25 protein-coding genes and 1 pseudogene are annotated in these 26,660 nt (G+C 69.6%); 16 read left to right on the top strand and 10 right to left on the bottom strand.

Translation table 11 applies throughout. The features are described 5' to 3' along the window. From BCF44_RS40185 to BCF44_RS40160, 6 genes are all read left to right on the top strand, one after another. A complete protein-coding gene (locus BCF44_RS40185; RefSeq protein WP_116179753.1) occupies nucleotides 1-1,185 on the top strand; it encodes a glycosyltransferase in 1,185 nt (394 codons plus the stop codon). Nucleotides 1,186-1,320: 135 nt separating this feature from the next. Next, a complete protein-coding gene (locus BCF44_RS40180) occupies nucleotides 1,321-2,385 on the top strand; it encodes a phytanoyl-CoA dioxygenase family protein (protein WP_116179752.1) in 1,065 nt (354 codons plus the stop codon). After that, nucleotides 2,367-3,668, top strand: a complete 1,302-nt coding sequence (locus tag BCF44_RS40175) for a DUF6271 family protein (RefSeq protein ID WP_116179751.1) — start codon at nucleotides 2,367-2,369, stop codon at nucleotides 3,666-3,668. Before BCF44_RS40180 ends, BCF44_RS40175 begins: the two co-directional genes overlap by 19 nt. Next, nucleotides 3,652-4,866, top strand: a complete 1,215-nt coding sequence (locus BCF44_RS40170; RefSeq protein WP_246016082.1) for a type III PLP-dependent enzyme — start codon at nucleotides 3,652-3,654, stop codon at nucleotides 4,864-4,866. The genes BCF44_RS40175 and BCF44_RS40170 overlap by 17 nt, the downstream gene beginning before the upstream one ends. Before the next feature lie 2 nt (nucleotides 4,867-4,868). Next, entirely contained in the window at nucleotides 4,869-5,363 is a 495-nt protein-coding gene (locus BCF44_RS58090; protein WP_116179750.1) for a GNAT family N-acetyltransferase, read from the top strand. After that, nucleotides 5,360-6,565, top strand: coding sequence for an MFS transporter (locus BCF44_RS40160; RefSeq protein ID WP_116179749.1), 1,206 nt, complete (start codon nucleotides 5,360-5,362; stop codon nucleotides 6,563-6,565). Before BCF44_RS58090 ends, BCF44_RS40160 begins: the two co-directional genes overlap by 4 nt. A gap of 166 nt (nucleotides 6,566-6,731) precedes the next feature. Here BCF44_RS40160 and BCF44_RS40155 read toward each other — a convergent pair whose 3' ends face one another. Beyond that, complete coding sequence (locus tag BCF44_RS40155) at nucleotides 6,732-7,037, bottom strand: hypothetical protein (RefSeq protein WP_116179748.1); 306 nt, start codon at nucleotides 7,035-7,037, stop codon at nucleotides 6,732-6,734. Nucleotides 7,038-7,210: 173 nt separating this feature from the next. Between BCF44_RS40155 and BCF44_RS40150 the strand changes: the two genes are divergently transcribed. Next, nucleotides 7,211-9,316: an alkaline phosphatase family protein gene (locus tag BCF44_RS40150; protein WP_116179747.1), complete on the top strand. Its 2,106-nt coding sequence runs from the start codon at nucleotides 7,211-7,213 to the stop codon at nucleotides 9,314-9,316. Between the two features lie 203 nt (nucleotides 9,317-9,519). Beyond that, nucleotides 9,520-10,164: a hypothetical protein gene (locus tag BCF44_RS56980; protein WP_211353444.1), complete on the top strand. Its 645-nt coding sequence runs from the start codon at nucleotides 9,520-9,522 to the stop codon at nucleotides 10,162-10,164. 97 nt (nucleotides 10,165-10,261) lie between these two features. Here the strand turns inward: BCF44_RS56980 and BCF44_RS40140 are convergent, their stop codons facing one another. After that, nucleotides 10,262-10,663 carry a Fur family transcriptional regulator gene (locus tag BCF44_RS40140; RefSeq protein ID WP_116179746.1) on the bottom strand — a complete coding sequence of 134 codons (402 nt, stop codon included), beginning with the start codon at nucleotides 10,661-10,663 and terminating at the stop codon, nucleotides 10,262-10,264. A 476-nt stretch (nucleotides 10,664-11,139) separates the two neighbouring features. On the opposite strand from BCF44_RS40140, the gene BCF44_RS58085 reads away from it, so the two are divergent. Continuing rightward, on the top strand, nucleotides 11,140-11,436 hold the full coding sequence (locus BCF44_RS58085) for a hypothetical protein (RefSeq protein WP_116179903.1): 297 nt from the start codon (nucleotides 11,140-11,142) through the stop codon (nucleotides 11,434-11,436). 167 nt (nucleotides 11,437-11,603) lie between these two features. On the opposite strand, the gene BCF44_RS58080 is transcribed toward BCF44_RS58085, so the two are convergent. Continuing rightward, complete coding sequence (locus tag BCF44_RS58080; protein WP_246016081.1) at nucleotides 11,604-11,984, bottom strand: LLM class flavin-dependent oxidoreductase; 381 nt, start codon at nucleotides 11,982-11,984, stop codon at nucleotides 11,604-11,606. Nucleotides 11,985-12,439: 455 nt separating this feature from the next. Here BCF44_RS58080 and BCF44_RS40125 point away from each other — a divergent pair, with 455 nt between their 5' ends. Together BCF44_RS40125 and BCF44_RS40120 are read left to right on the top strand one after the other, a co-directional pair. Continuing rightward, nucleotides 12,440-13,474 (top strand): ferredoxin reductase, encoded by a 1,035-nt coding sequence (locus tag BCF44_RS40125; protein WP_246016080.1) that lies wholly within the window; start codon nucleotides 12,440-12,442, stop codon nucleotides 13,472-13,474. A 49-nt stretch (nucleotides 13,475-13,523) separates the two neighbouring features. Next, nucleotides 13,524-14,567: a fatty acid desaturase family protein gene (locus BCF44_RS40120; protein ID WP_246016079.1), complete on the top strand. Its 1,044-nt coding sequence runs from the start codon at nucleotides 13,524-13,526 to the stop codon at nucleotides 14,565-14,567. A gap of 272 nt (nucleotides 14,568-14,839) precedes the next feature. On the opposite strand, the gene BCF44_RS40115 is transcribed toward BCF44_RS40120, so the two are convergent. Continuing rightward, nucleotides 14,840-15,172: a helix-turn-helix domain-containing protein gene (locus BCF44_RS40115; protein ID WP_116179743.1), complete on the bottom strand. Its 333-nt coding sequence runs from the start codon at nucleotides 15,170-15,172 to the stop codon at nucleotides 14,840-14,842. 1,070 nt (nucleotides 15,173-16,242) lie between these two features. Between BCF44_RS40115 and BCF44_RS40105 the strand changes: the two genes are divergently transcribed. The 3 genes from BCF44_RS40105 to BCF44_RS40090 all read left to right on the top strand — a co-directional run bounded on the left by BCF44_RS40105 (nucleotide 16,243) and on the right by BCF44_RS40090 (nucleotide 20,009). Further along, nucleotides 16,243-16,509: a hypothetical protein gene (locus BCF44_RS40105; RefSeq protein ID WP_116179741.1), complete on the top strand. Its 267-nt coding sequence runs from the start codon at nucleotides 16,243-16,245 to the stop codon at nucleotides 16,507-16,509. A 477-nt stretch (nucleotides 16,510-16,986) separates the two neighbouring features. Then, entirely contained in the window at nucleotides 16,987-18,852 is a 1,866-nt protein-coding gene (locus tag BCF44_RS40100) for a glycoside hydrolase family 44 protein (RefSeq protein ID WP_246016078.1), read from the top strand. A gap of 404 nt (nucleotides 18,853-19,256) precedes the next feature. After that, nucleotides 19,257-20,009 carry an SDR family NAD(P)-dependent oxidoreductase gene (locus BCF44_RS40090; RefSeq protein WP_116179739.1) on the top strand — a complete coding sequence of 251 codons (753 nt, stop codon included), beginning with the start codon at nucleotides 19,257-19,259 and terminating at the stop codon, nucleotides 20,007-20,009. Nucleotides 20,010-20,233: 224 nt separating this feature from the next. On the opposite strand, the gene BCF44_RS40085 is transcribed toward BCF44_RS40090, so the two are convergent. From BCF44_RS40085 to BCF44_RS58750, 4 genes are all read right to left on the bottom strand, one after another. Further along, nucleotides 20,234-20,665, bottom strand: coding sequence for a MarR family winged helix-turn-helix transcriptional regulator (locus BCF44_RS40085; RefSeq protein ID WP_116179738.1), 432 nt, complete (start codon nucleotides 20,663-20,665; stop codon nucleotides 20,234-20,236). 161 nt (nucleotides 20,666-20,826) lie between these two features. After that, on the bottom strand, nucleotides 20,827-21,015 hold the full coding sequence (locus BCF44_RS59345; RefSeq protein WP_394468240.1) for a LysR family transcriptional regulator: 189 nt from the start codon (nucleotides 21,013-21,015) through the stop codon (nucleotides 20,827-20,829). A gap of 64 nt (nucleotides 21,016-21,079) precedes the next feature. Continuing rightward, the gene (locus tag BCF44_RS40075) at nucleotides 21,080-22,489 is read right to left on the bottom strand and encodes an amidohydrolase family protein (RefSeq protein ID WP_116179736.1); all 1,410 of its coding nucleotides are present in this window, start codon (nucleotides 22,487-22,489) and stop codon (nucleotides 21,080-21,082) included. Further along, a complete protein-coding gene (locus BCF44_RS58750; RefSeq protein WP_116179735.1) occupies nucleotides 22,486-23,760 on the bottom strand; it encodes an alpha/beta fold hydrolase in 1,275 nt (424 codons plus the stop codon). Before BCF44_RS58750 ends, BCF44_RS40075 begins: the two co-directional genes overlap by 4 nt. Nucleotides 23,761-23,820: 60 nt before the next feature. Here BCF44_RS58750 and BCF44_RS40065 point away from each other — a divergent pair, with 60 nt between their 5' ends. Continuing rightward, nucleotides 23,821-24,510 carry a TetR/AcrR family transcriptional regulator gene (locus tag BCF44_RS40065; RefSeq protein WP_211353442.1) on the top strand — a complete coding sequence of 230 codons (690 nt, stop codon included), beginning with the start codon at nucleotides 23,821-23,823 and terminating at the stop codon, nucleotides 24,508-24,510. Between the two features lie 185 nt (nucleotides 24,511-24,695). Here BCF44_RS40065 and BCF44_RS58745 read toward each other — a convergent pair whose 3' ends face one another. Beyond that, complete coding sequence (locus BCF44_RS58745) at nucleotides 24,696-24,962, bottom strand: alpha-L-rhamnosidase C-terminal domain-containing protein (RefSeq protein ID WP_281283200.1); 267 nt, start codon at nucleotides 24,960-24,962, stop codon at nucleotides 24,696-24,698. Beyond that, a pseudogene (locus BCF44_RS58740) lies at nucleotides 24,960-25,193 on the bottom strand (alpha-L-rhamnosidase-related protein); the annotation flags it as partial. The pseudogene BCF44_RS58740 and the gene BCF44_RS58745, both read right to left, overlap by 3 nt. A gap of 354 nt (nucleotides 25,194-25,547) precedes the next feature. On the opposite strand from BCF44_RS58740, the gene BCF44_RS40055 reads away from it, so the two are divergent. Beyond that, complete coding sequence (locus BCF44_RS40055; protein ID WP_116179734.1) at nucleotides 25,548-26,546, top strand: LacI family DNA-binding transcriptional regulator; 999 nt, start codon at nucleotides 25,548-25,550, stop codon at nucleotides 26,544-26,546. Nucleotides 26,547-26,660: the final 114 nt, after the last annotated feature.

The raw sequence follows: 26,660 nt of genomic DNA, 5'->3' as shown, positions 1-26,660 counted from the left end.
GTGGGCGCGCATCTGGTGCTGATCGCGCCCGGCTCGCGTGGCCACGTGGATCCGTGTGTGGGGCTGGGTGTCCGGCTTCGCGACGCCGGCCACCGCGTGACGCTCGCGGTGGACCGGGCGTTCACGGACCTGGTCACGTCGGCCGGGCTCGGGCTGCGGGTGCTTCCCGGCGATTTCCGCAGCTGTGTCCGGGAGTCGCCGCGCCGACACGAGCCGGCGGAACGGGTCATCTCGTCGGGCCGGATAGCGGCGGCGCGGCTGCTGCGCGCCTATCTGGCCGAGGTCAATGTGGGCGTGCCGGAGGCGATGGTGGATGCCGATGCCGTCCTCGTCGGCGAACTCGGCATCGCCGGCTACCACGTCGCCGAGGCGCGCGGGATCCCCAGCCTCGGCCTGCACGTGGCGCCGATGCACATCGGCGGCGCGCTGTCGGCGGAACGGCTGTACTTCAAGGGAGTCAACGATCTACGGCACCGCTACGGCCTGCCGGCGACCACCCCGGAGGACACCGCCCGGCGGCAGCGGGAGCTGCGCTGGCCGATCCACTTCGGACTCAGCCCCAGCGTGGTGGCCCGGCCGGGGTCATGGCCCGAGTGGTTCACCATGGCCGGGTTCTGGTGGCCGCACCTCGATCCCGGCTGGCGGCCGCCGGCCGAGTTGACCGAGTTCCTCGCGGCCGGGCCGCCGCCCGTCTTCGTCGGCTTCGGCAGCATGATGCCCGGCGACGCCGACCGGCTCGCCGCCGTGGTGTCGCAGGCGTTGCGCGCCGCCGGGGTCCGTGGCGTCGTGCAGTCCGGCTGGGCGGATCTGACGGTCCACGGGCCGGACGTCCTGACCATCGCGGACGTGCCGTACGAGTGGCTGTTCCCGCGCACGGCCGCGGTGGTCCACGCCGCCGGCGCGGGCGTGACCGCGGCCGGCCTGCGGGCCGGTGTCCCCGCGGTGCCGCTGCCCTACACCTCTCCGGACCAACCCTTCTGGGCCGACCGGCTCGTCGATCTCGGTGTCGCGCCGACCGGCGCGCTGCGGCTGCGCACCGTCTCCGGCGCGGAACTCGGTGCCGCGATCCGTGGCGCGGTGGCCGACGTCGGCCTCAGGGCGCGGGCCGAGCGACTCGCGGCGGCGATCCGGGCCGAGGACGGGATGACGCCGGTGCTCGACGCCGTAGCCCGGATCGTGTCCTGATTACCCTGGCGCACAAGGAAAACTGCGCACCTCGAGGTGCCCGCGCACATCGAAGTCCGTACTTTCGACGGTCGCCGATTCGTGGGAGCGTTCACCCGAGCACACCGTCGACTCTCAGCACGGGACGAAAAACCCATGAGCACAGCCGAAACCACGCTGTATCGATCCGCGACTCCGGTGCCCTACCTCAGCGCGGACGCGGACACCTACCGGGCCCCGACCCAGTTGCGACACCTGACGAAGTCGCTGCCGTCGCGGGTGCTGTCCGAAGCGGACCTGCACTGCTGGCGCACCTACGGATACGTCATCGTCCGGCAGGCGATCTCGACCGCGGCGGCCAAGCGACTGCTCGACTTCGCCTGGGACTTCCAGGGTCTCGACCCCGAGCGGCCGCAGACCTGGTACCCGCAGCGGGAGTTCCGCTCGGAGCTGGACCGCGACCTGCACGTCTACGGCTTCGTCGAGGCCTACCATCACCAGCTGATCTGGGACAGCAGACAGAACCCACGCGTGTACGACGCCTTCGTGGACGTGTGGGACTGCGAGCAGCTGTGGGTCACGCTGGACCGGCTGAACCTGAACCCGCCCAACGTGGGCAACCGCAGCCGCTCGCTGATCGCGCCGACCGAACGCGGCTTCGACATCGAGCTGCACTGGGACGTCGACAGCACGCCGGCGGAGCCGCCGCAGCGGGTGCAGGGCCTGATCGCGCTGACCGACACCAGCCCGGAACTCGGCGGCTTCCAGTGCTGCCCGGAGCTGTTCCGGCGGTTCGAGAAGTGGTGCGCCACCCAGCCGGCGCACCGGGACCCGATCCGGCCGGACGTCGACCGCACGGAGTTTCCGATCGTCCGCCCGCAGTTGGCGGCCGGCGATCTGCTGATCTGGAACGGCATGCTGGCGCACGGCGTCGCCCCGAACACCTCCGCCGACGGCGTCCGGGCGGTGCAGTACCTGTCGATGATGCCGGCGCTCGAGTCCCATGAGGAGCTGCGACGGTCCCGTGTGGACTCCTGGCGGACGTTGAGCACCCCCGACTGGAATCCGACCCTGCTCGGTGACGCGATCAAGCCGGAGGCGGAGCGCTACCGCGGCGCACAGCTGACCGAGCTGGGGGCGCGGCTGCTGGGGCTGGAGCCGTGGGCGGGGCACGAGTGGGACCGGGTCGACGGGGATGTCGCATGCGTGCGGTCTGCCTGACCCTGCCGACGAACCGGGGCTGCGCCCGGACGATCGCCGCCGTGGCCGAGGAGGCCGAATACGCCGCCCGCACCTTCGACGTCGAGGTGCACCTCCTGGTTCTCGACTCGGCCGGCGAGCGTGACCGGGCCGCCCACGCCTCGGTGCTCGGCGGGATCGCCGCGCCGGGCGTGGTCGTGCACCATCTCGACGAGGCCCGGCAGCACCGGTTCCTGTCCGATGTGGTCGCCCGCTCCGGTGTGGCCAAGCCGGAGCTGGTGCAGGAGCTCATGTTGCCCGCCGGCGTCTCGTACGGGGCGTGCACCAATCGCGCCTTCCTGATCGGCGCGGCGCTGGGCTGCGTGTCGGTGCACCGCCGCGACTCCGACAGTCGGTACCAGACCGCCGACGGGGCGCCGGTCTTCCCCATCCGGCACGAGCTGCTGTCGCTGGGCCGGCGCGCCCGCGACGCGGCGACCGCCGTCACGGAGACCGCGCTCGACCCTGTCGACGGGGACAAGACCGTCGTGCTGGTCGGGAGTTCGTTCATCGGGGACCTGTCGGTGGACATCGCCGAGATCCGGGACCTGGACCCGGCCGTCTACCGCGAGGTGGTCGGGCTCTGGGCCGCCGAGGGCGCGACCGAGACGCAACGCCGCGATCTCGTCGAGAAGTCCTTCACCGGCGCCGGCGCCGAGCCCTTCACCGCCGACCACTCGGTGCTGACGATCGTCGATCCGATGCACGTGGACATGTGCAACGTCGCGTTCTCCCGGGTGCAGGAGCGGATTCCGCTGCCGCCCGCGGTGGACACCATCGGCAGCGACTACTTCCTGCTGCATCTGGTGCGGGCCGCCCGGCTGCCGGGCGTCCAGCACAACCGGCACATCGTCAACTTCCACACCGCCGAGCGCAAGACGGACGCGGGATTCCCGGCCTACCAGCGGCGGCTGGCGAAGTTCTTCCTGTCGATGCGGTACCTGCACCACGTGTACGAGCGGATGGCGGCCGCCGGCGAGTCGCTGCTGGACGGCGACGGCCACGTCCGGCCGGACCTGGTCGCGGGGTTCGTCCTGGAGAGCACGAGCCTGGACGTCGCGCCGAACGCGCGTCGCCTGGATGTGCTCGACCGGGCCTACCGGGCGCTCGGCGGCCGGTATCGGGCGGTTGCGGAACTCCTGGCGGCACAACGGGACCGGCTGCTGGAGGAGGCCCGCCGGGACATGGCGGACTTCGCCCTGCTGATCGAGGCCTGGCCGCGGCTGGTCGAAGCGAGCGGGACGACCGGTGTTCCGGGCCGGTGACGCGTCGGAGCTGGTCGGCCAGCGGCTGCGGACCGCGCTGGCGGCGGCCGGCGACGACCAGATCGTGTTCGACCTCGACGGCATCGCCGGGCGGTCCGCCGCGCTGCGCCGGGAGCTGCCCGGGGTCCGGGTCCGGTTCGCGATGAAGGCCTGCCCGGTGGACGAGGTGATCGGCCGCCTCGCGGGAGAGGGCGCCGGCGTCGACGCGGCCAGCCCCGGCGAGATCGCCCAGGCGCTCGCCGCCGGCGTGGCGGCCGGCGCCATCCACTACGGCAACACGGTCAAGTCCGACCGGCACATCGCCGACGCATACCGGCTCGGCGTCCGGGACTTCGCCACCGACAGCGTCGAGGACGTCGCGGCAATCGCCGCCGGCGCCCCGGGCTCGCGGGTGTTCTGCCGTCTGGCCACCGACGGGGACGGCGCGCTCTGGGGTCTGAGCCGCAAGTGCGGGTGTTCGGTCGCGGACGCGGTGCTCGTGCTGGACCGGGCCCGTGAGCTCGGGCTGACCCCGGCCGGCCTGTCGGTGCACGTCGGGTCGCAGCAGCTGACCGTGCGGGCCTGGCGGACGGCGTTCGACCTGATCGCCGAGGCGATCACCGAGCTGAGCCTGCGCGGCATCGTCCTCGACCACGTCAACCTCGGCGGCGGCCTGCCCGCGCTCGGCTACCTGGACCGCCACGGCCGGGCGCTCGCACCCCCGCTGGACGCGATGTTCGCGGCCATCCGGACCGGCATGCGCGAGCTCCGCCGCCTCGCCCCGGCGCCGCTCGACCTCGTCATGGAACCGGGCCGGCACCTCGTCGCCGACCACGGCGTGATCCGCGCCCACGTGTCGCGGTTGTCGGCCCGGCGGCGACCGGACGGCCGGCGGCAGCACTGGCTCTACCTGAGCTGCGGCCGGTTCAACGGCCTGTACGAGAGCGACCAGCTCCGGTACCGGCTGGTGTTCCCGACCCGGAGCGACGCCGACCTCGTGCCGGCCGTGGTCGCGGGGCCGACCTGCGACAGCGACGACATCCTCGGCGCCGAGCCGACGCTGGTGCCCGCGACCGTCGTGTCCGGCGATCCGGTGTGGATCCTCGCCTGCGGCGCCTACTCCGTGAGCTACCAGACCCAGGGATTCAACGGATTCTTCCCGCTGCCACACACGTTCGCGCCGAGCCTCGTCCCCGCCTCCACTCCGGGACCGGTGTAACCATGCGCACGCGGGGCATCGCCGCCGGCGACTGGAGCGCGATCGGGGACCTCGAGGTCGCCGCGTACCGGGACAGGGGGCTGTCGGAAGGCGTCGAGGCATTGCGGTCGAGGGCTGGCCGCTCGCCGTCGACGTGCTTCGTGCTGGCCGACGGCGAGGTCATCGCCGGCTACCTGATCTCGCTGCCCTACCCGCGGTTTCGCTGTCCCGACCTGGTGACGCCGGAACGGGCCGGGTGCCGCTCGGACAACGTCCACCTGCACGACCTCGTCGTCGCCGAGCGGTTTCGCGGCCGCGGACTGGCCCGGCTGCTGCTCGACGGTTTCGCGGCGGCGACCGCCCGGGCGTACACGCACGTCTCGTTGGCCGCGGTCGGCGGCAGCGACGTCTTCTGGGCCGCCAGGGGATTCCGCACGGTCCGCGGGGTGACCGTGCCGGCCGGCTACGGGCCCGGCGCCGTGTACATGTCGAAGGCCATCGGAACGGAGAGCACGTGACAGACACATCCACAGTGGACGGCCGGTTCGGCCGGCGGTTCCTGTCCACCGCGGCCCTGTTCTTCCTGCTGGGCTTCCAGTACTCGACGTGGGCGGCGCGGCTGCCGGCCATCGCCGGTCGGCTGGGCCTGGGCAGCGCGGAGGTCGGGCTGCTGCTGTTGGCCTGCGGCGTCGGTGCCGTCGTGTCGTACCCGCTGGTCACGCTGCTCATGGCCCGGCTCGGCTCGCGTGACCTGTCCTGCCTGGCCGCCCTCGTTCTCGGGTTCGTCCTGGTGGCGCTGCCCGTCGTGGCCGACTACCCGGCCGCGGTCGCCACGCTGTTCGTCGACGGCGTCGCCGTCGCATGCCTGAACGTGGCGATGAACGCCCAGGGCGCGGCGCTGGAGGACCGCTACGGCCGGCCGGTGATGGCCAGGCTGCACGCCAGCTTCAGCGGAGGTTCGCTGGTCGCGGCCCTGGTCGCGGCCGGGGTCGCCGCCCTGACGCCGAGCGTCTCCGGGCACTTCTGGCTGGCGCTGGCTGTCGTGCTGGTCCTGGTCGCGTGCGCCCGGCCCGGCCTGCTCGCCGAGAACCAGGCCCCCGTGAAGAAGGAGCGCGGTCGTAGGCGGGCGCCGTCCGCCATGACGCTGTTGCTGGGCTGCGCCATGGTGTTCGGCACTGTGACGGAGGGGGCCATGAACGACTGGTCCGCGCTCTACCTGCGGAATTCGGTGCACGCATCGGTGGCTGTGGAGCCCATGGGCATCGCCGTCGTGTCCGTGATGATGGTGCTGGCCCGGCTCTTCGCCGACGGCTGGCGGTCGCGCTGGGGCGACGGCCGGGTGGTGCTCGTCGGCACCGCCCTGGCTGCCCTCGGCCTCGCTGTCGGCGTGCTCCTCGGCGGTGTCCTCCCGGCCCTGGTCGGCTTCGCCTGCGTCGGTCTCGGCGTCGCCGCCGTCACACCGTGCGTGTACGTCGCCGCCGCCCGTCAGGGCCCGGACGCCCTCACCTTTGTCGCCGGCATGGGCACCGTCGGCCTGCTCGCCGGGCCGCCCGCCATCGGTCTCCTCGCCGCCGCCACCACCCTCGCCGTCGGTCTGCTCGCCGTGGCGGTCTCCGCCTTCGTCGTCTTCCTCTGCGCCACCCGCATCACCTGGACGCCGCAGGCCTCGGTCAAGCAGACGTCCTTGGTCCTCGACGACACCACGCCCAACGTCAGCTGATCATCGGCAGTTGCCCGTCACGGCCTGTCCTCGCCGGCCGCCTGTGGGGTTCCAGAAGTCAGTCACTGGCTCTGACCAGTAGTTTTACGCGGCCTGTTCGTACTCGTTTGATCAGGCGGGCACCACGGCGGTCAGGATCCCACAGCGTTGTCCCACGGGCGGACTGCTACGCCGAGCGGTTCGTACTCACCGGCCGGCGCGGTGCCATGTCCTCGGCCGGCAACTGGCCGAGGAGGTTCTCGTCGACCTGCTGAAGAGGGCACGGGTCGAGGCTGAGATCGATGTAGAGGCCGTCCAGCTTCGCGTGAACTCCGGCCCGCGTGGACAGGCCCTTGTGGTCCAAGTACGCCATCTCGGCGTGGAGCCGCTTGCGGTGGGCACGGTCGAAGTCGTATCCGCCTCCGGCCGCGACCGCCTCCCCGCCGGCCAGCGTGATGGCCGCGCGGGAAACCTGCCGCGCGGTGTCCGACATGTCCTGGTAGGTAACGCATCGCGACGGTCCGCACGACCTTTCGACGAATGCAACACGGGCAGCCCGGTGCTGGGCCAAAAGCTTGACTTCGGCGGGGTGGGTGCCCAGGGTGTGCGGGGCTCATGAATCGGAGCTCGGTGAGGACCGGTCGGTATCACTTGAGGGGACAGCACGTGAACAAGACCCGAAGAGCCGTTGCCGCCGCGTTGGGCGTGCTCGGCGCGCTCAGCATGGCGACGACGGCGCAGGCGTCCGCGCAGCGGCCTACCGGCTGCCAGCTGGACAACGGAATCAAGCACGTCATCTCGATCCAGTTCGACAACGTGCACTTCACCCGGGACAACCCGAACGTGCCCAGCGACCTGGAGCAGATGCCCAACCTGCTCGGATTCCTGGAGCACAACGGGACGCTGCTGAGCAACGACCACGACGTGCTCAGCCACACCGCCACGAACTTCACGTCCAACCAGACCGGGCTCTACCCCGACCGGACCAGCGTCACGCAGTCCAACAGCTTCTCCTACTACGACGCGGCCGGGAAGACGCACACCGGCGTGTCCTTCGCGTACTGGACGGACCCGCTGTACGACCCGAGCGGGTCACCGGCGGACACCCGGTACAACATGGCCTACAGCGCGGACCGCTCGCAGAACCCGATCAGCGCCAACGTGAACACGCCGGCGCCGTGGACGACGTTCACCCGGGCCGGCTGCAACGTCGGCGAGGTGGGCATGTCCAACACCGTGTTGGAGAACATCGCCACCGACATCCCCACCGTGTTCGGCTCCGACTCGCCGCAGCAGGCCGAGGCGAAGGCCAACCCCGCCAAGGCGACTGCCGACTTCGTCGGCTACGCCGTGCACTGCGCGCGGACCTCGGCGGTCTGCGGCAACGGCCAGAGCGACGTGCTGCCGGACGAGCCCGGGGGCTACTCGGGCTACAAGGCGCTGTTCGGCAACGCCGAGGTGGCGCCCGAGTTGGGTTCGGGGCCGGCCACGAACCTGGACGGCCAGATCATCGCGGACAGCAAGGGCAATCCCGGCTTTCCGGGCTTCGACGCGCAGACCGCGACCAACTCGCTGGGCTACGCCGCGTTGTTGCAGGAGCACGGGGTCCCGATCACCAACGTGTACCTGTCCGACGTGCACGGCGACCACACCGCGGCCAACACCGGCGACCTCGGTCCCGGCGAGGCGTTGTACTCCCAGCAGCTGCACGACTACGACCGCTCGTTCGGACAGTTCCTGGCGCGACTGGCCAAGGACGGGATCACCCCGGCCAACACGCTGTTCTCGGTGACCACCGACGAGGGCGACCACTTCTCCGGCAGCGCCCCGACCCCGGCCAACTGCACCGGCGCCGCGGGCAACACCTGCTCCTACACCACGCGGTCCGAGGTGAACGTGAACCTGCCGGGTCTGCTCGCCACGCAGGCCGGCAACACCACGCCGTTCGCCATCCACAGCGACCCGGCGCCGGCCGTGTGGGTGCAGGGCAACCCGCAGGCTGGTTCGCCGACCGCGCTGTCGCTGGAGCGCGACGTCACGAAGCTGTCCGTGACCAATCCGCTGACCGGCGGCACCGACAAGGTCGCCTACCAGATCGCCGACCAGGTGGAGGAGAAGATCCTGCACTTCGTCGGACCGGACGCCGCCCGGACGCCGACGTTCACCGCGTTCTCCGGTGAGGACGACTACATCGGCGGCGGTGCGCCCAACTGCCAGAAGCCGTGCGTGTACACCTCGTCCGGGTACGCCTGGAACCACGGCGGTCTGTGGCCGGACATGGCCACGATCTGGCTGGGGCTGGCCGGTCCCGGCGTCGCGCATCGGGGCGTGGACCGGACGACGTGGGCCGATCAGACCGACAACCGGCCGACCATTCTCGCGCTGACCGGACTCAGCGATCGGTACCAGGACGACGGCCGCGTGCTCGTCGAGGACCTCAAGCCCGGCAACCTGCCGTGGTCGCTGCGGTTCAACCAAGACACCGTGCGCCAGCTCGGTGACGCGTACAAGCAGCTGCTCGCCGCGAACGGGCAGTTCGCCCGGAACACGCTCACCGCGTCCACCAAGGCGATCAGCGGTGACCCGACCGCGTATCCCGCCGCGGCCAAGCGGCTGGCGGATCTGGGTGACCAGCGGGACAAGCTGACCAATCGGATCGGCGCCGTGCTGATGGACGCCGCCTTCCACGGTCGTCCCGTCGACCGGCAGGGCTGTCAGCTGCTGGACCAGGCCCACGACCTGCTGAACCAGGCCGCCCGCCTGGCCGCCTGACAAATCGTGACGGGTGGCGTCGACACCTGCCGGCGCCACCCGTGAGGGCCCCTTCGAGTGCATTTGGGTGTAGTGGGCTGGACCGATCGTCACCAATCCGATACCCAAATGCGCGCTGGGCGTTCTCGTCCAATGCCCGTCGTGGCTCATAGGGTCGCTCGATCCTTGCTCTCCCCTGGCTGATCAGAGAACGGGAACGACGGATGACACCCACAGCGCGACGGTCGTTCGGCATCGGCTCCGCGGCGGCTGCCGCGTTCGGCGCCGCACTTCTGCTTGCCGCGCCCGCCAACGCGCACACGCCGACCGTGACCGCGGGATGCGCGGACGGGCAGACCACGCTCACCATCGACCTCAAGGACTACAACGGCAGCCACCCCAACACGGTGTCGGCCACGGTCCAGCAGTCCGGCGCGGACAAGGCGACGAGCCTGGTCGACACCACGTTCCAGGACTCGTACCACGCGACGTTCCACGACGCGACGACCATCCCGAGTGACGTGGCCGAGACGTTCGTGGTCACGGTGAAGGCGTGGGACGACGCCAACGGCACGAACGGCTGGTCGTTCACCAAGAAGCTGTCGGCCGCGGCCTGCCAGAAGAGCACGCCGCCGCCCACGACGACCACCACAACGACGACCACCACGACCACGGTGACCACGACGGCGCCCACTACGACCAGCACCGCAGTGGCAGTGACGCCGACGACAACGGCCCCGTCGGTGGAGAACACCGCGCTGGCCAACACCGGTGTGAACTCCGGCGCGCTGATCGGCATCGCGGCCGGACTGCTCGCGCTCGGCGCCGGCCTCCTGTTCGCGCTCCGGCTCGCCGCTCGCCGCCGGTAGTCCCTGGCACCGGGGTCCGTCTGCCTGGCCAGGCAGACGGACCCCACGGCCCGTACCTCGCCGCCGCATGGCAGCCACGTTGCCTTGGCCTTTGAGGTCAGGAGGCGCTGCAGGCGGGGCACATGCCGGTGAGTTCGATGACTGGGTTGATGTCGGTGAACCCGTTGTCCGCGGCGGTGGCTGCGGCCCAGTCCCGTGCGACGGCTGCGTCGAGGGGGAGGCCGCGGCAGACCAGGTAGTGGCTGCGGCCGGTGTCGGGTCCCAGGTGGAACAGCCGCCCGCCGGTCGCGTCGTAGGTGCTGTCGATGCGCCCGGTGTCGGCGTAGACGTGCGGGGCGCGGTAGACGGTAGTCAACGCGATGGTGTGGCCGGCGGCGTGCATGTGGGCGTGCAGGGCTTGGGCGCTGAGGAAGCCGGGAGCGCGGGCGAGCGCGTGCAGGATTGCTCGCCGCTGCTGGGTCTCGTAGTGGTGAACCCGACGTGCCCCGTTCGCCGTCATGCCACGGAGGTCCTCGTCTTACCCCCCGGGAAGTCCGCGTGCGGCGGTGACGGCGGGATCCAGGGTCGCGAACAGCAACGGTCGGGGCCAGCGCCACCATCAGCACGCAAACTGCCGCGCCGACGGCGGCGGCCGCGATCGCGTCACTGGAGCTGATGCCGAAGGTCGATCCGAACAGGACGGTGGCGCCGGCTGAGCCGTTGGCGGTGCTGCGGCTGGTGGGGTAGACGGTGAGGAAGAGGACACCGAGTCCGAGGATCCACGCGTTGCCGCGGTGGGCATCGCGCGACCACTGGTCACTATGCACGCGAGGTGCTCGTCCACCAGCCGATAGGCGATCTCGTGGCCGTGCCGCTGGCAGTGCACGGCACGGACCTCCCTGAGGATCCGCAGGTGCTGGCTGGCTGCTGTCACTACACTGGCGGTTGTCTCGAACGTCTGGACATGCATCACGCTTCCAGGAAGCGAGCAACATTATGACGACGACTCACGTCGAGCACTCCGGCCACAAACACGTTCACGGTGAGGGCTGCGGTCATGTCGCACTCCCGCACGGCGACCACGTCGACTACGCCCACGATGGTCACCTGCACCGCGCGCACGAGGGGCACGTCGACGAGTGCGAGCCGGCCGACCACACCATCCACGACGCGCACGGGCACGTTCACGGCGAGGGCTGTGGGCACGTCGCGGTGCCGCACGGCGACCACGTCGACTACGTGCACGACGGCCACCGACACGCCGTCCACGGCGACCACGTCGACGAGCACTGACCCATCGCCGGCGTCGGCGACCGACTGGTCCGTCCCGCTGACAACCGGCTCGACCTCTGCCACGCACGACGACGCCCAGTACGGCTGACAATGATTGTCATCTGTTGTGTGCCGCACCGCGTGGGGGTCGCGGCCGTTACAGGCGGCTGTCTTCGTGTAGTGGGCCACTATCGCGGCTTTCTCCTCGTCGCCGATGTGCATCCCAGCAGCATCGGCAACCCGCGCGCGGCCGCCGTCTCGACGGTGCCAGGCGAGGTGCACGCCACCACTACCGGCGGTGATGCCCGCCGTAGGGTGGGCACGATCGGCACCTCGCGGAACGCGAAGCGCTCGCCGCCCGCCCGGACCCGGCCCGTGCTCAGGGCCGTCAGCAGCAGGTCCAGGCTCTCGGCGAAGCCTTGCTCGCAACGGTCCAGGCCGGTGCCGAACACCTCCAGGTCCACCCACGGCCCACTACGCCCGACGCCCAGCTGGAACCGGCCGCCAGAGAGCTGATCCAGCAGCGCCACCTGCTCGGCCACCGCGACCGGATGCACCGTGGACGGCACGCCAGCAGCGACGACAGTGCGGCCAGCCAGAATCGGTCTGTGGGCTCGTAGCGGATCAGACCGTTGAGCTGTCGTCGTAGCACGGACCTGTGCGGTATCGCTGGCACTGAGCCCCGCCAGCAGGCCGTCAATGGCCCCCTGTCCCCACCCCCGTATCTGGCTCACAATAAGAACCGACCTCGGACAGCGGCGGTGGAGGGCGAACGCCTTGCACCGCAACAATTTTGGCGTTCTGACAGGCTCCCACGCGGCGCGTTCCCGAGGCAAGCTCGGGTGCGTCCGGGGTCGACTGCTTCCCGCAGGAAAGAAGTCGGACCGGGCGGGCAGGCGAGTACGAGCACCCCCTGCGCAGTTGAGGCAAGAGGAGCCCTCGAATGCCCGCACTCCCTCTGCGTCCAGCTTGGAGCGGCAACCCCCTGTTGGCCGCGGCGACCTGGCTGACCAGCCCGCTCACTGTGGACGACTACCTCGGCCTGATCGATCCGCTGCTGTGCGCCCGCCACCCGGCCGGACGTGTCGTGGCGGCGCGGCCCGAGACCGGCAAGGCCACCACACTCCTGATCAAACCCGGCCGGGGGTGGGCCGGACACAAAGCCGGACAGTACCTGCCCATAGGCGTGCGGATCGACGGTGCGCTGCACTGGCGCACCTACTCGCTGACCTGTCCGCCCGAGCCCACCGACGGGCTCCTGTCCATCACCGTCCAGGCCGTTGCCGGCGGCCGCATCTCGCCACGTCTGGCCCAGGACACGCCACCGGGAACGGTGCTGCGACTGGGGCCGGCGCAAGGCGACTTCAGCCTTCCTGACCCGCCCCCGCCGCGCATCCTGATGGTCACCGCCGGCAGCGGCATCGCCCCGGTGATGGGCATGCTCCGCACGTTGGCCCAACGCCCCCCGACCGGTGCGCACCCTGATGTGCTCCTCATCCACAGCAGCCGCACCATCCGTGAGTGCCTGTTCCGCGACGAGCTACAGGCCATGCACCGACAGTTGCCCTGGTTCCGGTTCGTCCCACACCACACCCGCCCTGGCGGTGAGCCGTCCCGGCATGTCACCCCGGGGCGTATCGCCGACCTCTGCCCGGACTGGCGCGAACGAGAGACCTGGGCCTGTGGCCCCGAAGCGATGCTCCACGCCGTCGAGGCGCACTGGGCCGACGCCCAGCTGACCGAGCAGCTGCACGTGGAGCGCTTCCGCCTGGCCCCGTTTCCGCCGCACGAAAGCGATACCGCCGGTGGCCGCGTCCGCTTTCTCCGCACCGGTGTCGACACCGACGCCGCAACCACCGTCCCCCTGCTGGACATCGGCGAACAGGCGGGCGTCACGATGCCCTACGGATGCCGTCGCGGCCTGTGCTTCGGCTGCCTCACCCCGCTGGTACACGGTCGAGTGCGCGACCTGAGGACCGGCGAGATCCATGACGAACCCGGCCGGTTGATCCAGACCTGCGTGTCGGCCGCAGCCGGTCGCCTCGCCCTCGACATCTAGACCCGAAGGAGAACCCAGCGTGCGCGCGTCTGGCGCAGAATCCGATTCCTTGCCCCAGCCCGAGTGGGTCGAAGCACTGGGGGAGGAACTCGACCGCCTGCGGGCCGAGGTCATCGCCACCCGCGGCGAGCGCGACGCCCGCTACATCCGAGGGATCATCACCAACCAGCGGGCCTTCGAGATCGCCGGCCGGATCGCCCTGGCGTTCTCGCTGTTCCCACCCGCCTGGGTCTGCGGGACCCTGATGCTCAGCACCGCCAAGATTCTGGAGAACATGGAACTAGGCCATAACGTCCTGCACGGCCAATGGGACTGGATGGGCGACCCGGCGATCCACTCCAGCACGTGGGAATGGGACTTCCTCACCCCGGCCGACGCCTGGAAACGCACCCACAACCACCAACACCACACCTGGACCAACGTCGTCGGACGCGACCGCGACCTCGGCTACACCATCCTGCGGATGAGCCCCGAGCAGCCCTGGCACCCGGCCCACCTCGCCCAACCGCTCGTCAACGCGCTGCTCGCCCCCGTGTTCGAATGGGGAATCGCGCTGTACGACCTGGAACCGGACGTGGTCCTGTCCGGCGGCAGGAGCCCTCGCCGCCTCGTCAACGACGCGGCGAGACTGGCGGCCAAGGCCTTGCGCCAACTCGCCAAGGACTACCTGCTCTTCCCCGCACTCGCGGGGCCTTCGGCGGTTCCCTGCCTGCTGGGGAACCTCTGCGCCAACACCGTACGCAACATCTGGTCGCACACCATCATCATGTGCGGCCACTTCCCCGGCGCGGTCCAGACCTTCACCGAGGAGCAGGTCCAGGAGGAGACCCGCGGCCAGTGGTACCTCCGCCAGATCCAGGGCTCGGCCAACATCGAGGGCGGCCCCCTCTTCCACATCCTCACCGGCAACCTCAGTCACCAGATCGAACACCACCTCTTCCCCGACCTCCCCAGCAACCGCTACGCCACGCTCGCGCCCCGGGTACGCGCGATCTGCCAGCGTTACGGCCTTCCCTACGTCACCGGCCCATTGTTCCGGCAGTACGCCTCCACCTGGGGACGCATCCTTCGCTACGCGCTTCCGAACCGCTGAGCCACCGCTGCCTCGCACGATCAGGTGGAGCAGCGACAACAGCACTACGTGATGTCGCAGCCCGCCGGTCGGCGGCCAGGCAGACCCGGGTCGGAGATGGAATCGCGTTCCCGAGCCCCACAAGCTGACGGGCAACCAGCAGACGGTGCGATGCCGAAGGCGTTGTCCGTGCGCCGCGTCGGGGCGAACAGTTGCTGAGGCCGACCAATGATGACACCGACCGCTACGACCGTCCTCAGCAACACCCTCGACCGGTCAACCGGGACCTGTGGTCAGGGTTGGTCGTCTCGTTCGGCGATGACACGTTGGGCTTCGTGGAGTTGGTCTTCCAGGGTGATGATCCGGCAGGCCGCGTCCAACGCGGTGCCCTGATCAACCAGTTCCCGCACCCGGGCGGCGATCCGCAGCTGGTGGCGCGAGTAGCGACGGTGGCCACCGGCCGAGCGTTGCGGCTCGATCAGTTTCGCCTCGTCCAGGCTGCGCAGGAATCCCGCGCTGGTGCCGAGCATCTCCGCCGCGCGGCCCATCGTGTAGGCGGGGTAGTGCTCATCGTCGAACTTGTCGGCCGCACTTGTGCCGGCCGTGTCCTGCTGGTCTGGGATCATCGAGCCTCCGCATCACGAGGGGCCCCGGCGCGTGTAGCGCCGGGGCCCCAGGGGTTCGGGTTCATCACCATCAACCGGCCGTGAGACCGGCTTCCGTTGTCCGCGTGGCCCGCCTGAGAGGCAGAACCTGCGGGGATCGCATATGCGTAACCGAAGACCACCTTCCATTCCGATGGGACTGCGGTACCCGCCCGGCGCGACACAGCCTGGAGCGGGCGATCCGACGGCGTGTAACCCTTCCCTTCTCCTCTGACTACCTGACGTGCATTACCTGTACTGCCACTTGCGCTTGCTGTACTTCGACTTGCTGTACTGCTGTTCACACGTGATGAACCACTGTGTGACTTTCGTGCTCGTCCTCTCGCGGCGATCATGCCCGGAACCCCTCACCTTGCTCGGGCCCAGCACCTGATGCCGCTGGTCACCCACCGGAACCCCTTTCACCGATCGGCTCCGGCGCACCTGACCGTCCTGCACTTCATCCCTGACTCGCGGGCGGTCCACCATCTCCCGCGTCCTGCTGTCGTGCCTTGTGCATTTCCAACCTGCGTCACCGCGCGGGACCGAGTGAACGATCCGATCCCCTTCGGCTCACTGCTTCGGTCACCCGCCGGAACCCCTTTCACCGATCGGTTCCGGCCGGTGACCGTCTAGCCACTGCTCACGGGTAGTTCGTCATCTCCCGCGTCGATCCCTCTTGCGTTCCATGCTGCGACCGTCACTGCTGGGCTCTGGTGTATCTGCCCGGTGGGAGCGACGGTCCTCGGCCACCCACCGGAACCCCGTACCGTGATCGGCTCCGATATGCCTGGCCGTCTTACCTGTGCTCCACGGGTAGTTCGTCATCTCCCGTGCCATCTGACGTTTTTTCTCTCGTGACGAGCAGAACACTACACGCACCCACGGCCGAATGTCTACCCCGGCTGGCATAGATTTTCTCTGACGGCTGACGCATGTGTGCTCTGGCGCCACGCGTGCGTCGCTGACCTGCGCAGACTCAGGGTGGCCCACTGGGCCGGGGGCTCCTGTTGAGCCGCGAGCTGGGTGCGGCGACACGTGGGCCACCGTCCGTGACCCGTCACCTGTTCACGCCGACCGCCACGTGGCCGTGGCCTTACCCCGCCGGCCACGGCGAGCAGTTCGTCACCGAGGACGTGCGCGTCGCGCAGTGCGATGTGGCGCCGATGTCCAGTGCTGAACTCATCGCGTGGATCGCATCGCCCATCACCGTCACGGTCGACGGTTCCCACGCCCCCACGGGCACGCAGCTGCGCAGGGCCAACACCTGCACGGTGTGCTGGGCGAAACACGAGATCAGGCAATGCGTGATCGCGTAGAGCACCGGTCATGTAAGTTTCAGTGCCAGCACCTCCGTGCCTGCCGGGGATGTCATGGAAGGGCGCGGGAGTCGAACCCGCAACGCACAGAAGCGAAATCGCCGCCTTTCCCAGTGGGGCAGGCGGCGCGTGCCGCGGCTGACGTGTCCGCGCTACCGGCGCCAGATCCCCTGGTAGAGCCAAGGCTTGACCGGTCGCCTGTGACACGGCGCGGGAGAGCCGGCGGTCGAACGCCGTGAGGCGCAACGGCATTGACGTGACGGTGCAGCAAGGGTTTCCGATTGCAGCGGCGGACGGCTCCTGCCGCCGGCGGTCACGGGCGACTTGACGGATGTCGCACGTCCTCCAGCATCCTGTCGGCCAATCAAGAATGTCCGCGCACTGGATCGGGCGGAGGCCTCCGTGGTGGGTACTCGGCGATGGCGGAAGCGACAACCGGTCACGGCTGTCGGCCTGGCGGCGTCTGTCGTGGCAATGATGTTGACGAACCCGGCAGCCATGAACGCCGCGGCGGCGACCGCCGGGCCCGCGCTGTCTGTGGACGTGTCCGCCGCCCGCCACGCGATCAGCCCCGACATCTACGGCCTCAACGGCGGCGATCCGGCCTTCAGCGCCGAGATCGGCCAGACCGTGGCCCGCTGGGGCGGCAACGCGTCGACCCGCTACAACTTCAAGAACCACACCTACAACACCGGCAGCGACTGGTACTTCGAGAACATCGTCGCCGACGACCAACACTCCGTCGAAGGCGTGGTCAAGTCCAACCTCGACCGCGGCATCAAGCCGGTCGTCACCGTGCCCCTGATCGGGTGGGTGGCCAAGGACTCGCCGGCGTCGCACCCGTACGCCTGCGGCTTTCCGGCGACCCGGTTTCCGCAGCAGGACGGTTTCGACCAGTGGGACCCCAACTGCGGCAACGGTCAGCTCAACGGGCAGCAGCTGACCGGTGTGCCCACGGACACCTCGATCCCGCAGGACGCGGCCTTCGACGGCGAGATGGTGTCGCACCTGGTGAGCCAGTTCGGCACGGCGGCGCAGGGCGGTGTGCCGGTCTACGAGCTCGACAACGAACCGGTGCTGTGGTCCAGCACGCATCGCGACGTGCACCCCGATCCTGTCTCCGACGACGAACTGGGCGGCAAGGGCACCGCCGCCGCGGCGGCCATCAAGGCGGCCGACCCGAGCGCGGCGGTCCTCGGCCCGTCCGGCTGGGGTTACTGCGAGTGGGTTGCCTCCGGGCTGGACGGCTGCGCGCCCGGCGCCGACGCGGCCGCGCACGGCGGGCTCAACCTCTCCCAGTGGTACCTCAAGAACATGAAGGACTACAGCGACGCCCACGGCGGCAAGCGCTACCTGGACTACTTCGACCAGCACTACTACCCGCAGATCAGCGGCGGCACGGACCCGGCGTCCGACGCGCTGCGACTGCGGTCCACCCGGTCGCTGTGGGACCCGACCTACGTCGATGAGTCCTGGATCGGCCCCAGCGGGGTCAACGCGCCGCCGCTGCAGTTCGTCCGCACCATGAAGTCCTGGGTCGCCCAGTACAACCCCGGCACCAAGACCGCCATCACCGAGTACAACTGGGGCGCGCTGGACGACATCAACGGCGCGTTGGCCGAGGCCGACGTCCTGGGCATCTTCGGCCGTGAGGGCCTCGACCTGGCCATGCTGTGGGGTGAGCCCAAACCGACCGATCCGGGCGCGTACGCGTTCCGGATGTACCGCGACTACGACGGCGCGGGCAGCCGCTTCGGTGACGTCAGCGTGTCGGCGACCTCGGCCGACCAGGGCCAACTGGCGGTGTACGCGGCGCAGCGCTCCTCCGACGAGGCGCTCACGGTCATGGTCGTCAACAAGACCGGCGGCGACCTGACCTCGTCGCTGTCGGTTGCCGGTTTCGACAACGCCGCCGCGGCGCAGCGGTTCACCTACAGCCCAGACAACCTGGGAGCCATCGTGCGCGGTGGTGATCTCCAGGTGAGCAACGGCCACGTCGACGCGACGTACCCGGCGAACTCCATCACGCTGTTGGTGCTGCCGGCGGCCGGGTGCTCGGCCAGCCTGCACATCAACGGCGATTGGGGCACCGGACACGTGGCGACGGTGACCGTCACCAATGACCGCCACACGCCGATGACCGGGTGGCGGGTGAGCTGGACGTGGCCCGGCGACCAGCAGGTCGTCAACTCGTGGAACACCAGCCTGAAGCAGAACGGCAGCAGGGTGGTCGCCACGGACGCCGGGTGGAACGGCTCGATCGGTGTGGGTGGCAGCACGAGCTTCGGGATCCAGGCCACCGGGGCGGCAGCGTCACCGGCGCTGACCTGTACCCCGACCTGAGCAGCGCCGCTGTGAATCACCGTGCCGCCGTACGAGTACTGCAGTTGGCGGGCAGGCCGGCGGTTGGGCACTCCCGCGGGGCGTCCGGGGCCGGGCCGGGACGGTTTCGGGACACCGGCCGGACACGTGATGGGCCGGCGTAGGTGCCGATACCCGCGCCGGACGCGGGCCAGACGCAGTTGGGTGCAGGCGGCCGGCAGCAGCCAGGTCCAGCGGTCGGACCGGAGTTTCGGGGTGGTCCAGCCCAGGGTCTGCTCGAGCATGCGGAAGGTGTGCTCGATGTCGAACCGGCGCGGGAACGCCGGCCAGGCCAGGTCCACTTCGTCTGTGGTGCGGCCGGTGCGCGATCCTACGGCGGACTGCGCGTGTTGACATATCAACATGGGTGAACCTATGGTGTTGATATGACAACACCGCATGAGACGTCGTCCGCCGCGCGAGTGGCCCTGGTAACCGGCGCCAACAAGGGGATAGGGCGGGCAATCGCCGCCGAGCTGGCCACACTGGGCTTCGTCACCTACGTCGGAGCGCGCGACGCACAACGCGGCGCCGAGACGGCTGTCCAGCTCTCGGAACTGGGTGACGTCCGCGTCATGGAACTCGACGTCACCTCCGACGCGCAGGTAGCGTCGGCGGCTGCGCAGGTCAAGAACACGTGGGACCACCTCGACGTACTGGTCAACAACGCCGGGGTGAACACGCTCAACCACCGTCCGCTGGATCACCTGCCCAAGCCGACCGAGGAGACCGTCGAGGACTTCCGGTTCGTCTACGAGACCAACGTCTTCGCCGTCGTACGGATGATCAACGCGTTCCTGCCGCTCCTGTACGCGTCACCCGCTGGTCGCATCGTCAACGTCACCAGCAAGCGTGGCTCGATCGGTGAGCCCGGCGCGTGGGTGGGCCAACCGGACATGGCCTACTCCAGTTCCAAGACCGCGCTCAACGCCATTACCGTCCACTACGCGCGTGAGCTGGCCGACACCCCTATCAAGATCAACGGTGCGGCTCCCGGCCACGTGGCCACCGACTTCAACAACTTCCGCGGTACTCGCGGGCCCGCCGAAGCCGCCGTGGTCGCCATCCGTCTGGCCACACTGCCCAAGGACGGCCCGACCGGTGCCGTGTTCGAGGACGAGGTGCAACTGACATGGTGACCACCTCCGCCCGGGTCGTGCAGGCCATCGGCGCGACCCGCGGCATCGGACGCGCGGTGGCCGCCGAACTCGGCATGTCGCGACCGCGCTGACCGGACATGACCCCGGGCCATGGTCGTGAAAATCGCGCTGCCGTGGATGCGCCGAGTTGGACCTGAGCGGGGCCAGTGGCAGTGGCGGGGGACCGGTCCAGGCATGAACTGGGGTTGTTTCGGTTTGGGGGCCTATTTCGACGGTGTGAGCTCACGCAGCCCGGCCAGGAAAACGCTGGGATCAGCGCGTCGTAGCGGTTCGATGAGGTGTTCACGGACGGCCGCCGCGTGCACGGGCCGGGCCAATGCCACGGCTTCGCGTCCGGCCGCGGTGGCGACGACCTCCATCCCGGAACCGACGGCCTCTCGGCTGATCAAACCGCGCTCTTCCATGCGCGCCAAGTGATGTGACAGGCGGCTGCGGTGATAGCCCATCAGCTCCGCCAATCGGTTCTGCCGCATCCGGCCTCCGCTGAGCTCCACAACACGAGTCAGCACGCCAAAGTCCGGATCGGACAGTCCGGTCGCTGCCGTGATGTCAGCGGCGATGTGGGTGCGCACCGTTTCGGAGGCGAGCTTCCATGCCTGCCACAACGCCATCTCCTCATCGGTCAGCTTCTCCATGGCGTCAGCTTAACCCGGGTGTGTTGACATCTCAACAGACCGCTCGTAGGCGCGTAGCCCGGAAGAGAGCGGCGTCGCGCCGTGTCCGTGGATACTCATGACGAAGCCCGAGGGCTTGTCAGGCCGTGTGGAGAGAGCGCACCCACTTGGCGGCTTCAAGCTCAGAGGCCGAGTTGTGCTCGGATTCGAATCGCCCTGGGTACGAGGACGCGTGCGAAGCCCTGGCGGTCGCGTTCGAGTGGTTCGGCCCCCAGTGCCTCCAGCGTACTCATCTGCTGCGACAGCGAGGGATGAGCCACGAGCAGTTCGTTCGCTGCCGCCGTGAACGAACTGGATCCACAGATGGCCACGTAGTAGAGGCCATGTTCATTCCAGCCCGTCAGCCTGAGAGCGCGTACCGCCACGTCGGCGCGGTCAGGGGGCCTCACGGCCGGGAGTGCGGATCTGCCGGATCATGCTCTGCCGAACGACGCGCCGCACGATTCGCCGGCGTAACCCCGCAACGGGACCGGTGCGGCTCAACCGGCGGGCCAGGCGATCACCCGATTCCTGGAGTTCTTCCTTCAATGCCGCGATGTCGACGTCGGTCAGGATGTGGTCGCGTTTGCGCCACCGGCCGGCGATCATGACGGCCTCGATGTCGCCGACACCGGCGTGCAGCGCCGCGGCGATCGGGTCGTGCACCGGCCACAGGTTCAGCCGGCGGCCGTCGACGACGACCAGATCGGCCTGCATACCCGGCTCGATCCTGCCGACCTGGTCGGCCAGGCCGAGAGCCCGCGCGCCTTCGACCGTCGCCCAAGCCAACGCCTGCTTGCCGCTGATCGTCGGCTCCATGGTGAACTGCCCGGTCGGCGACTGCCGGAGACGATCGTGATCGAGGCCGCGCTGGTGGGCCAGCGCGATCCGCGCGGCGGTGAGGACGTCGCCAGGCACGACGGCGTCGGTGTCGGTGCCCAGGGAGGGCGCCGCTCCGAGCGGAAGCAATCGCGCGGTGATGGGCGCGCCGTGGCCTTGGCCGAGTTCGTTCTCGGGGGTGCAGGTGAAGCTGGCCCCAGCCTCGATCAAGGTCTGAACCCAGTCTTCGGAGAGGCCGGCGCCGTGGACGACGTTCGTGCGGGGCCCGAGCAGACCGGCGGCGCGCACCGCCTGCCAGCCGGACCCGGGGATGCCGACGCTTTGATGCGTCGACACGATGATGTCGCGCTCGCGTGCTGCTCGGAAGTCGGCCACCGCGACTTCGGGCGTGGACAGCTGCGGCCCGCGGACGGCCATTCCGACGGTGAGCAGGTCGTGCGTGCGGACCGGCCCGTCGAGCAAGCGGTCGACTTCGTGCACCGGGTGCGCCGCGCTGGGCGAGACGTAGGGCGTGCCGTGCAGGTAGACGCCACGGATCCCGGAGCGCAGCAGTCCGTCGACGGCGGCGTCGGTGTGGTCAGGAGTGGGGTTGTTGTGGCACCAGTCGCCCAAGGTCGTCGTGCCGCAGTTGATCTGGCTCAAGGCGCCGGCGAGCGTGGCGATGTGCATGTCGTCCGGCGTGAACTTCCGGGCGACGTCGCCGTGCATGTGTGCGAGGTACGCAGCCAGAGTCCAGTCGGCGCCTACGCCGCGCAACGCGGTCTGCCAGGTGTGCAGGTGCGCATTGACCAGCCCGGGCAGGACAATGCGGTCGGAGAAATCGACGGTCTCGGCCGCGGGGTCGTCGAGATCGGGTCCGACGGCCGCGATGCAGTCGCCGTCGATGAGGATGTCGGCACGTTCGACGTCGGGCCGGTGCGGCGCCATGGTGATCACCCGAGCGCCTCGCAGCAGGGTCCGGTTCATTCCTCCACCCCCGAAATCGTGGCCGGCGATGCCGGGGGCGTCATCGCTTGCACGACGGCGCGAGTCGAGTCGAGTAGGTCGTTGGTCGCGATGTGTCCGATGTAGCCGTCGGGACGGATGAGCAGCACGGTGTCCTGACTCACGCCGTAGGCGCGGCGAAAGGAGTCCGCGTTGTCGGCGAGGGTCTGGACCCCGTCGCTTCTGGCGGTGTGGAAGCCCGCGTCGACCGCGACCCGCTCGAGAGGCGCGCCGGACGCGGGGGAGTCGAGAAGGCCGAGGGTGGCGACGCCGCGGACGCCGTAGCCTACGGCGGTGAAGTGGGACCCGCGGTAGAGGTCGAACAGCCGCACCCGTGTGCCGTCGGCGCGGAGCAGGTCGGCGTTCGGGGCACGGTCGCCCACCCGCAGCGTCTTCGTGCGTTCGCCGTGGCCTGGTGCCAGCGGGCCGCCGTGATAGGTCAACAACAGTTGCTGTTCGTCCTTGCCGCGACGGATGCTCGATGGGGAGAGCTTGGAGATGCCCTCGTACTTCTGGGTGGACAGGCCGAGCACGTTCGCGGCGATCGGCAGTCGTTCGGCTTCGTAGCTGTCCAGCAGCGCGGGATCGGCGCCGGCCAGCACCTGGGCGAGTTTCCAACCGAGGTTGTAGGCGTCCTGGATCCCGGTGTTCAGACCCTGCGCGCCGGCCGGAGTGTGCACGTGGGCGGCGTCGCCGGCGAGGAAGACGCGCCCGCGTCGGTATCCCTCGGCCAGGCGGATGTTGGGCCGGAACACCGACTGCCAACGGAAGTCACTGCGAGGCAGCCAACGCCGCAGCAGCGGCCGCAGCAGTGGGTTGCGCGCCAACCGGAGACCAGCGGGCAGGGACTTCTCCGGGTAGCCCGTCGCGTTGATCAGCACCAGTCGGTCGACCCGGTCCGGCTGGTCCAGCGCCAGGTTCCACGCGATGTTGCCACCGAGCGAGTTGCCGACGACCGCGTAGCGCGGCACCTCCAGCTTGGCCATGAAGCGCTCGACGGTCGCCGCGTACGTCGTGACGCGGTAGTCGCGGTCGGGGCGCGGGCCCGTCAGACCGAATCCGGGCAGGTCGGGGCGGATGACGTCGAACGACGCCGACACCATCTCCGCCACTCGTTCGAAGCCGTGCGCCGACGATCCGCTGCCGTGCAGCAGCACGACCGCAGGTCCGTGGCCAGCGCGCTTGTAGTGGATTCGGACGCCGTCCACCGTGGCGTACCGGGAGTCGGGATCCATCTCGCACGAGGTCGTCATAACGACAACAGTGTTGCCGTTATTCACCGGGTGTGTCAAGAGACGGCATACTCACCACCCGTGAAGGCCAATGACCGCGCCGCGGACGAGACATCCGCCACGGGCCGCCGTTCTCGCGGCCGCCCGGCCCTTCCGGTGGCGCGGATCATCACGACGGCGCTGCAGATCGTCGACGAGGACGGCGGCGAGGCCCTCTCCATGCGGACGCTGGCGCAACGGCTCGACTCCAGCACTGCCACCCTCTACCGGCACTTCGCCAACCGGACGGTGCTGGTCGCCCGCGTCGTCGACCACGTGTTCGGCGAGGTCGACCTCGCTCCCGACGTGTTCGCCACGATGAACTGGGACGAGGCCTGCCGAACGGTCGCCGAGGCCATGTTCGACGCTCTCGGCCGGCACCGGAATGTCGCGCCGCTGCTCGTCGGGCAGATACCGATCGGGCCGAACGCGCTGATCCTGCGCGAACGATGTCTCGCCCGCCTGCTCGGCAGCGGCTTTCCGCCACCGGTGGCCGCCCGCGCCTACGCCACGCTCGCCCGATTCGTCCTGGGCTTCGCCATTCAGCTCGCCGGTCCCGCCGGCCAGACCGACGACGGGCAGGCGTCCACCCTCTTTCACGGCCTGGATCCGTCCGAGTTTCCCGCCACCCTCACCGTCGCCGATTCGCTGCCGGTGCCGTTGGCGGACGAGTTCACCTTCGGCCTGGAATTGATCATCAATGGCCTGCGCCGATTTCGCGTCGACGGCTGAGACTGCGGAGCCAACGCGTAGACCGGGAACCTCGACCTGGCGGCCGGCCTGGACGCCGGTGGCCGGCGCAAGCCGTTGATCTCGTCGATGTGTGCGCTGCCGTGTAGAAACAGCACGACCTGGTCCGGGGCGGTCGCCGTCCGGGCGTCACCGGCATGGTTTCGAGCACGGACAGTGGCGCTGGTCTACGTCGGCCGCAGTGTGGTTGTGGTGCCGGTCGGCACGTTCGTGACACTTCCGTCGGGCCACTCGATTCGCGCGCTGGCGCCGGTGCGCACGGTGGTGCGCACCTCGATGCGCGAGGCGTGCAGTTCCCGTCGGATCGCCACTCGGCCGTAGGGCGATTGGTGGGCTGCTTCGGCCCAGGTCAGTCCTCCGCCTGGTCGGGGCCGGAAAACGACCTCCCCATAGCCCGGCGCCGCCGTGGAAAGTCCCGCGACGGTGGTGTGCAGCCACTGGGCTATCGCACCGAGGGCGTAGTGGTTGAAGGAGGTCATCTCGCCGGGGGGATTGACGGTGCCGTCGGGCAGCATGCTGTCCCAGCGTTCCCACACGGTGGTCGCGTCATGTTTTAGGGCGTACAGCCAGGACGGGTATTCCTGCTGGAGGAGCAGGGCGTAGGCGTCGTCGCCGTGGCCCGTGGTGCTGAGCGCGGGCGCCAGGGGCGTGCCGATGAACCCGGTGCTTACGCGACCAGTTCGTCAGGCCCAGCAGTGAAAACATTTACAACAGCCGTGAGCGTCATGGGCCGCTTGACAAGTTGTGCACACTGAACTGAGCTGTGGCGTTCGCGATCCGGACAGTCGCATGAAATACGGAAAGAGGTTCGGGGTCGAGCTCGGCCGTGGGCGTGGTGGAATCTTCCGTAGGCGGTTCGGTTCACCTCTGCCTCCTGCGATGGCAACCGATCGGCATTGTGTGATCCGCGGCGTCGATTGTCTCGATTGTGGCAGGGCTCGGCCGTCGGTCGGACGCTCGATTCGGGCGGCGGCGAGCGCGTAGGTCGCGAGGCGCGTGCTCTGGTGAGGAGTGCTTTGATGGTCGCACCCGACCGTCAGCCGACGCTGGCTGACGTGGCTCGGTGGGCCGGTGTTTCCGTGGCGACGGCCTCACGGGTGCTCAACCGGTCGGCGCCGGTGAACGAGGACACCGCGGCCCGGGTTGAGCGGGCCGTCGCCGACCTGGGCTACGTGCGGCAGCGGTCGCCGCACCTCGCGCGCGGTCACAGCGGCGCGGTGTCGGTGGTCGTGTTCGACGACATGCTGCGCTACCAGCGCGACTCCTTCTACAGCCGGCTACTGGTCGGAGCCGAGCGCGCCGCGCTGCGGGCCGGTCGCGAGCTTGTCGTGTCAACGGCCTTGCGGAACGCCCCTCGGGACACGCTGCTGCGCTACCTCTGCGGCGGCCACGTGGACGGCGTCGTGATGGTGGGCATGCCGTCCGACGGAGCGCCGGCACAGGTGGTGCGGGAGGCCGGGGTGCCGGTCATGTGTGTCGGCCGCCCCGCCGTCGCCGGACTGTCCTATGTGGATGCCAACAATACGGGTGGGGCCCGGCAGGCCGTGTCGTATCTGATTTCCTCGGGTCGACAGGCCATTGCCACGATAGCGGGACCGAGCAACATGATCGTGGCCGACGACCGCCTGGCCGGCTATCGCAGCGCGCTGGCGGAGGGCGGTCTGGCGCCGGACGGGATCGTCTGCCGTGGGGACTTCACGGTCGACTCGGGTGAGCATGCCATGCTGCGGTTGCTGGATCGGTATCCGGCTCTGGACGCCGTGTTCGCGGCCTCGGACCTGATGGCCTTCGGCGCGCTACGCGGATTACGCCGGCTGGGCGTGCGGGTGCCGGACCAGGTGGCCGTCGTCGGGTTCGACGACGGCACGCTGGCCAGGCACACGATGCCGCGGCTGACCACGGTCCGACAGCCCGTCGAGGAGATGGGCGCGCGGGCGGTCGCCGAGCTGCTCGTCGCCGACGAGTCCTGCCGCGCGACCGTCCTGAAGACCAGCCTGGTGCTGCGCGAATCGGCGTGACTTCACCGGTCTGGTGCTGTCGTGTGGTGGAGATCCGGTCGCTTGAAACTTTCATGGCCTGTGCCTGCGTTCGGCCACTTCGTAGTTGACGGAGGTTGTCGCCACAAGTTCCAT

Origin of the sequence: Kutzneria buriramensis (assembly GCF_003387475.1) — a bacterium.
In the GTDB taxonomy this organism is placed as follows: Bacteria; Actinomycetota; Actinomycetes; order Mycobacteriales; family Pseudonocardiaceae; genus Kutzneria; species Kutzneria buriramensis.
The sequence above is the reverse complement of the archived record's forward strand: the minus strand, read 5'-3'. Positions and strand labels throughout refer to the sequence as shown.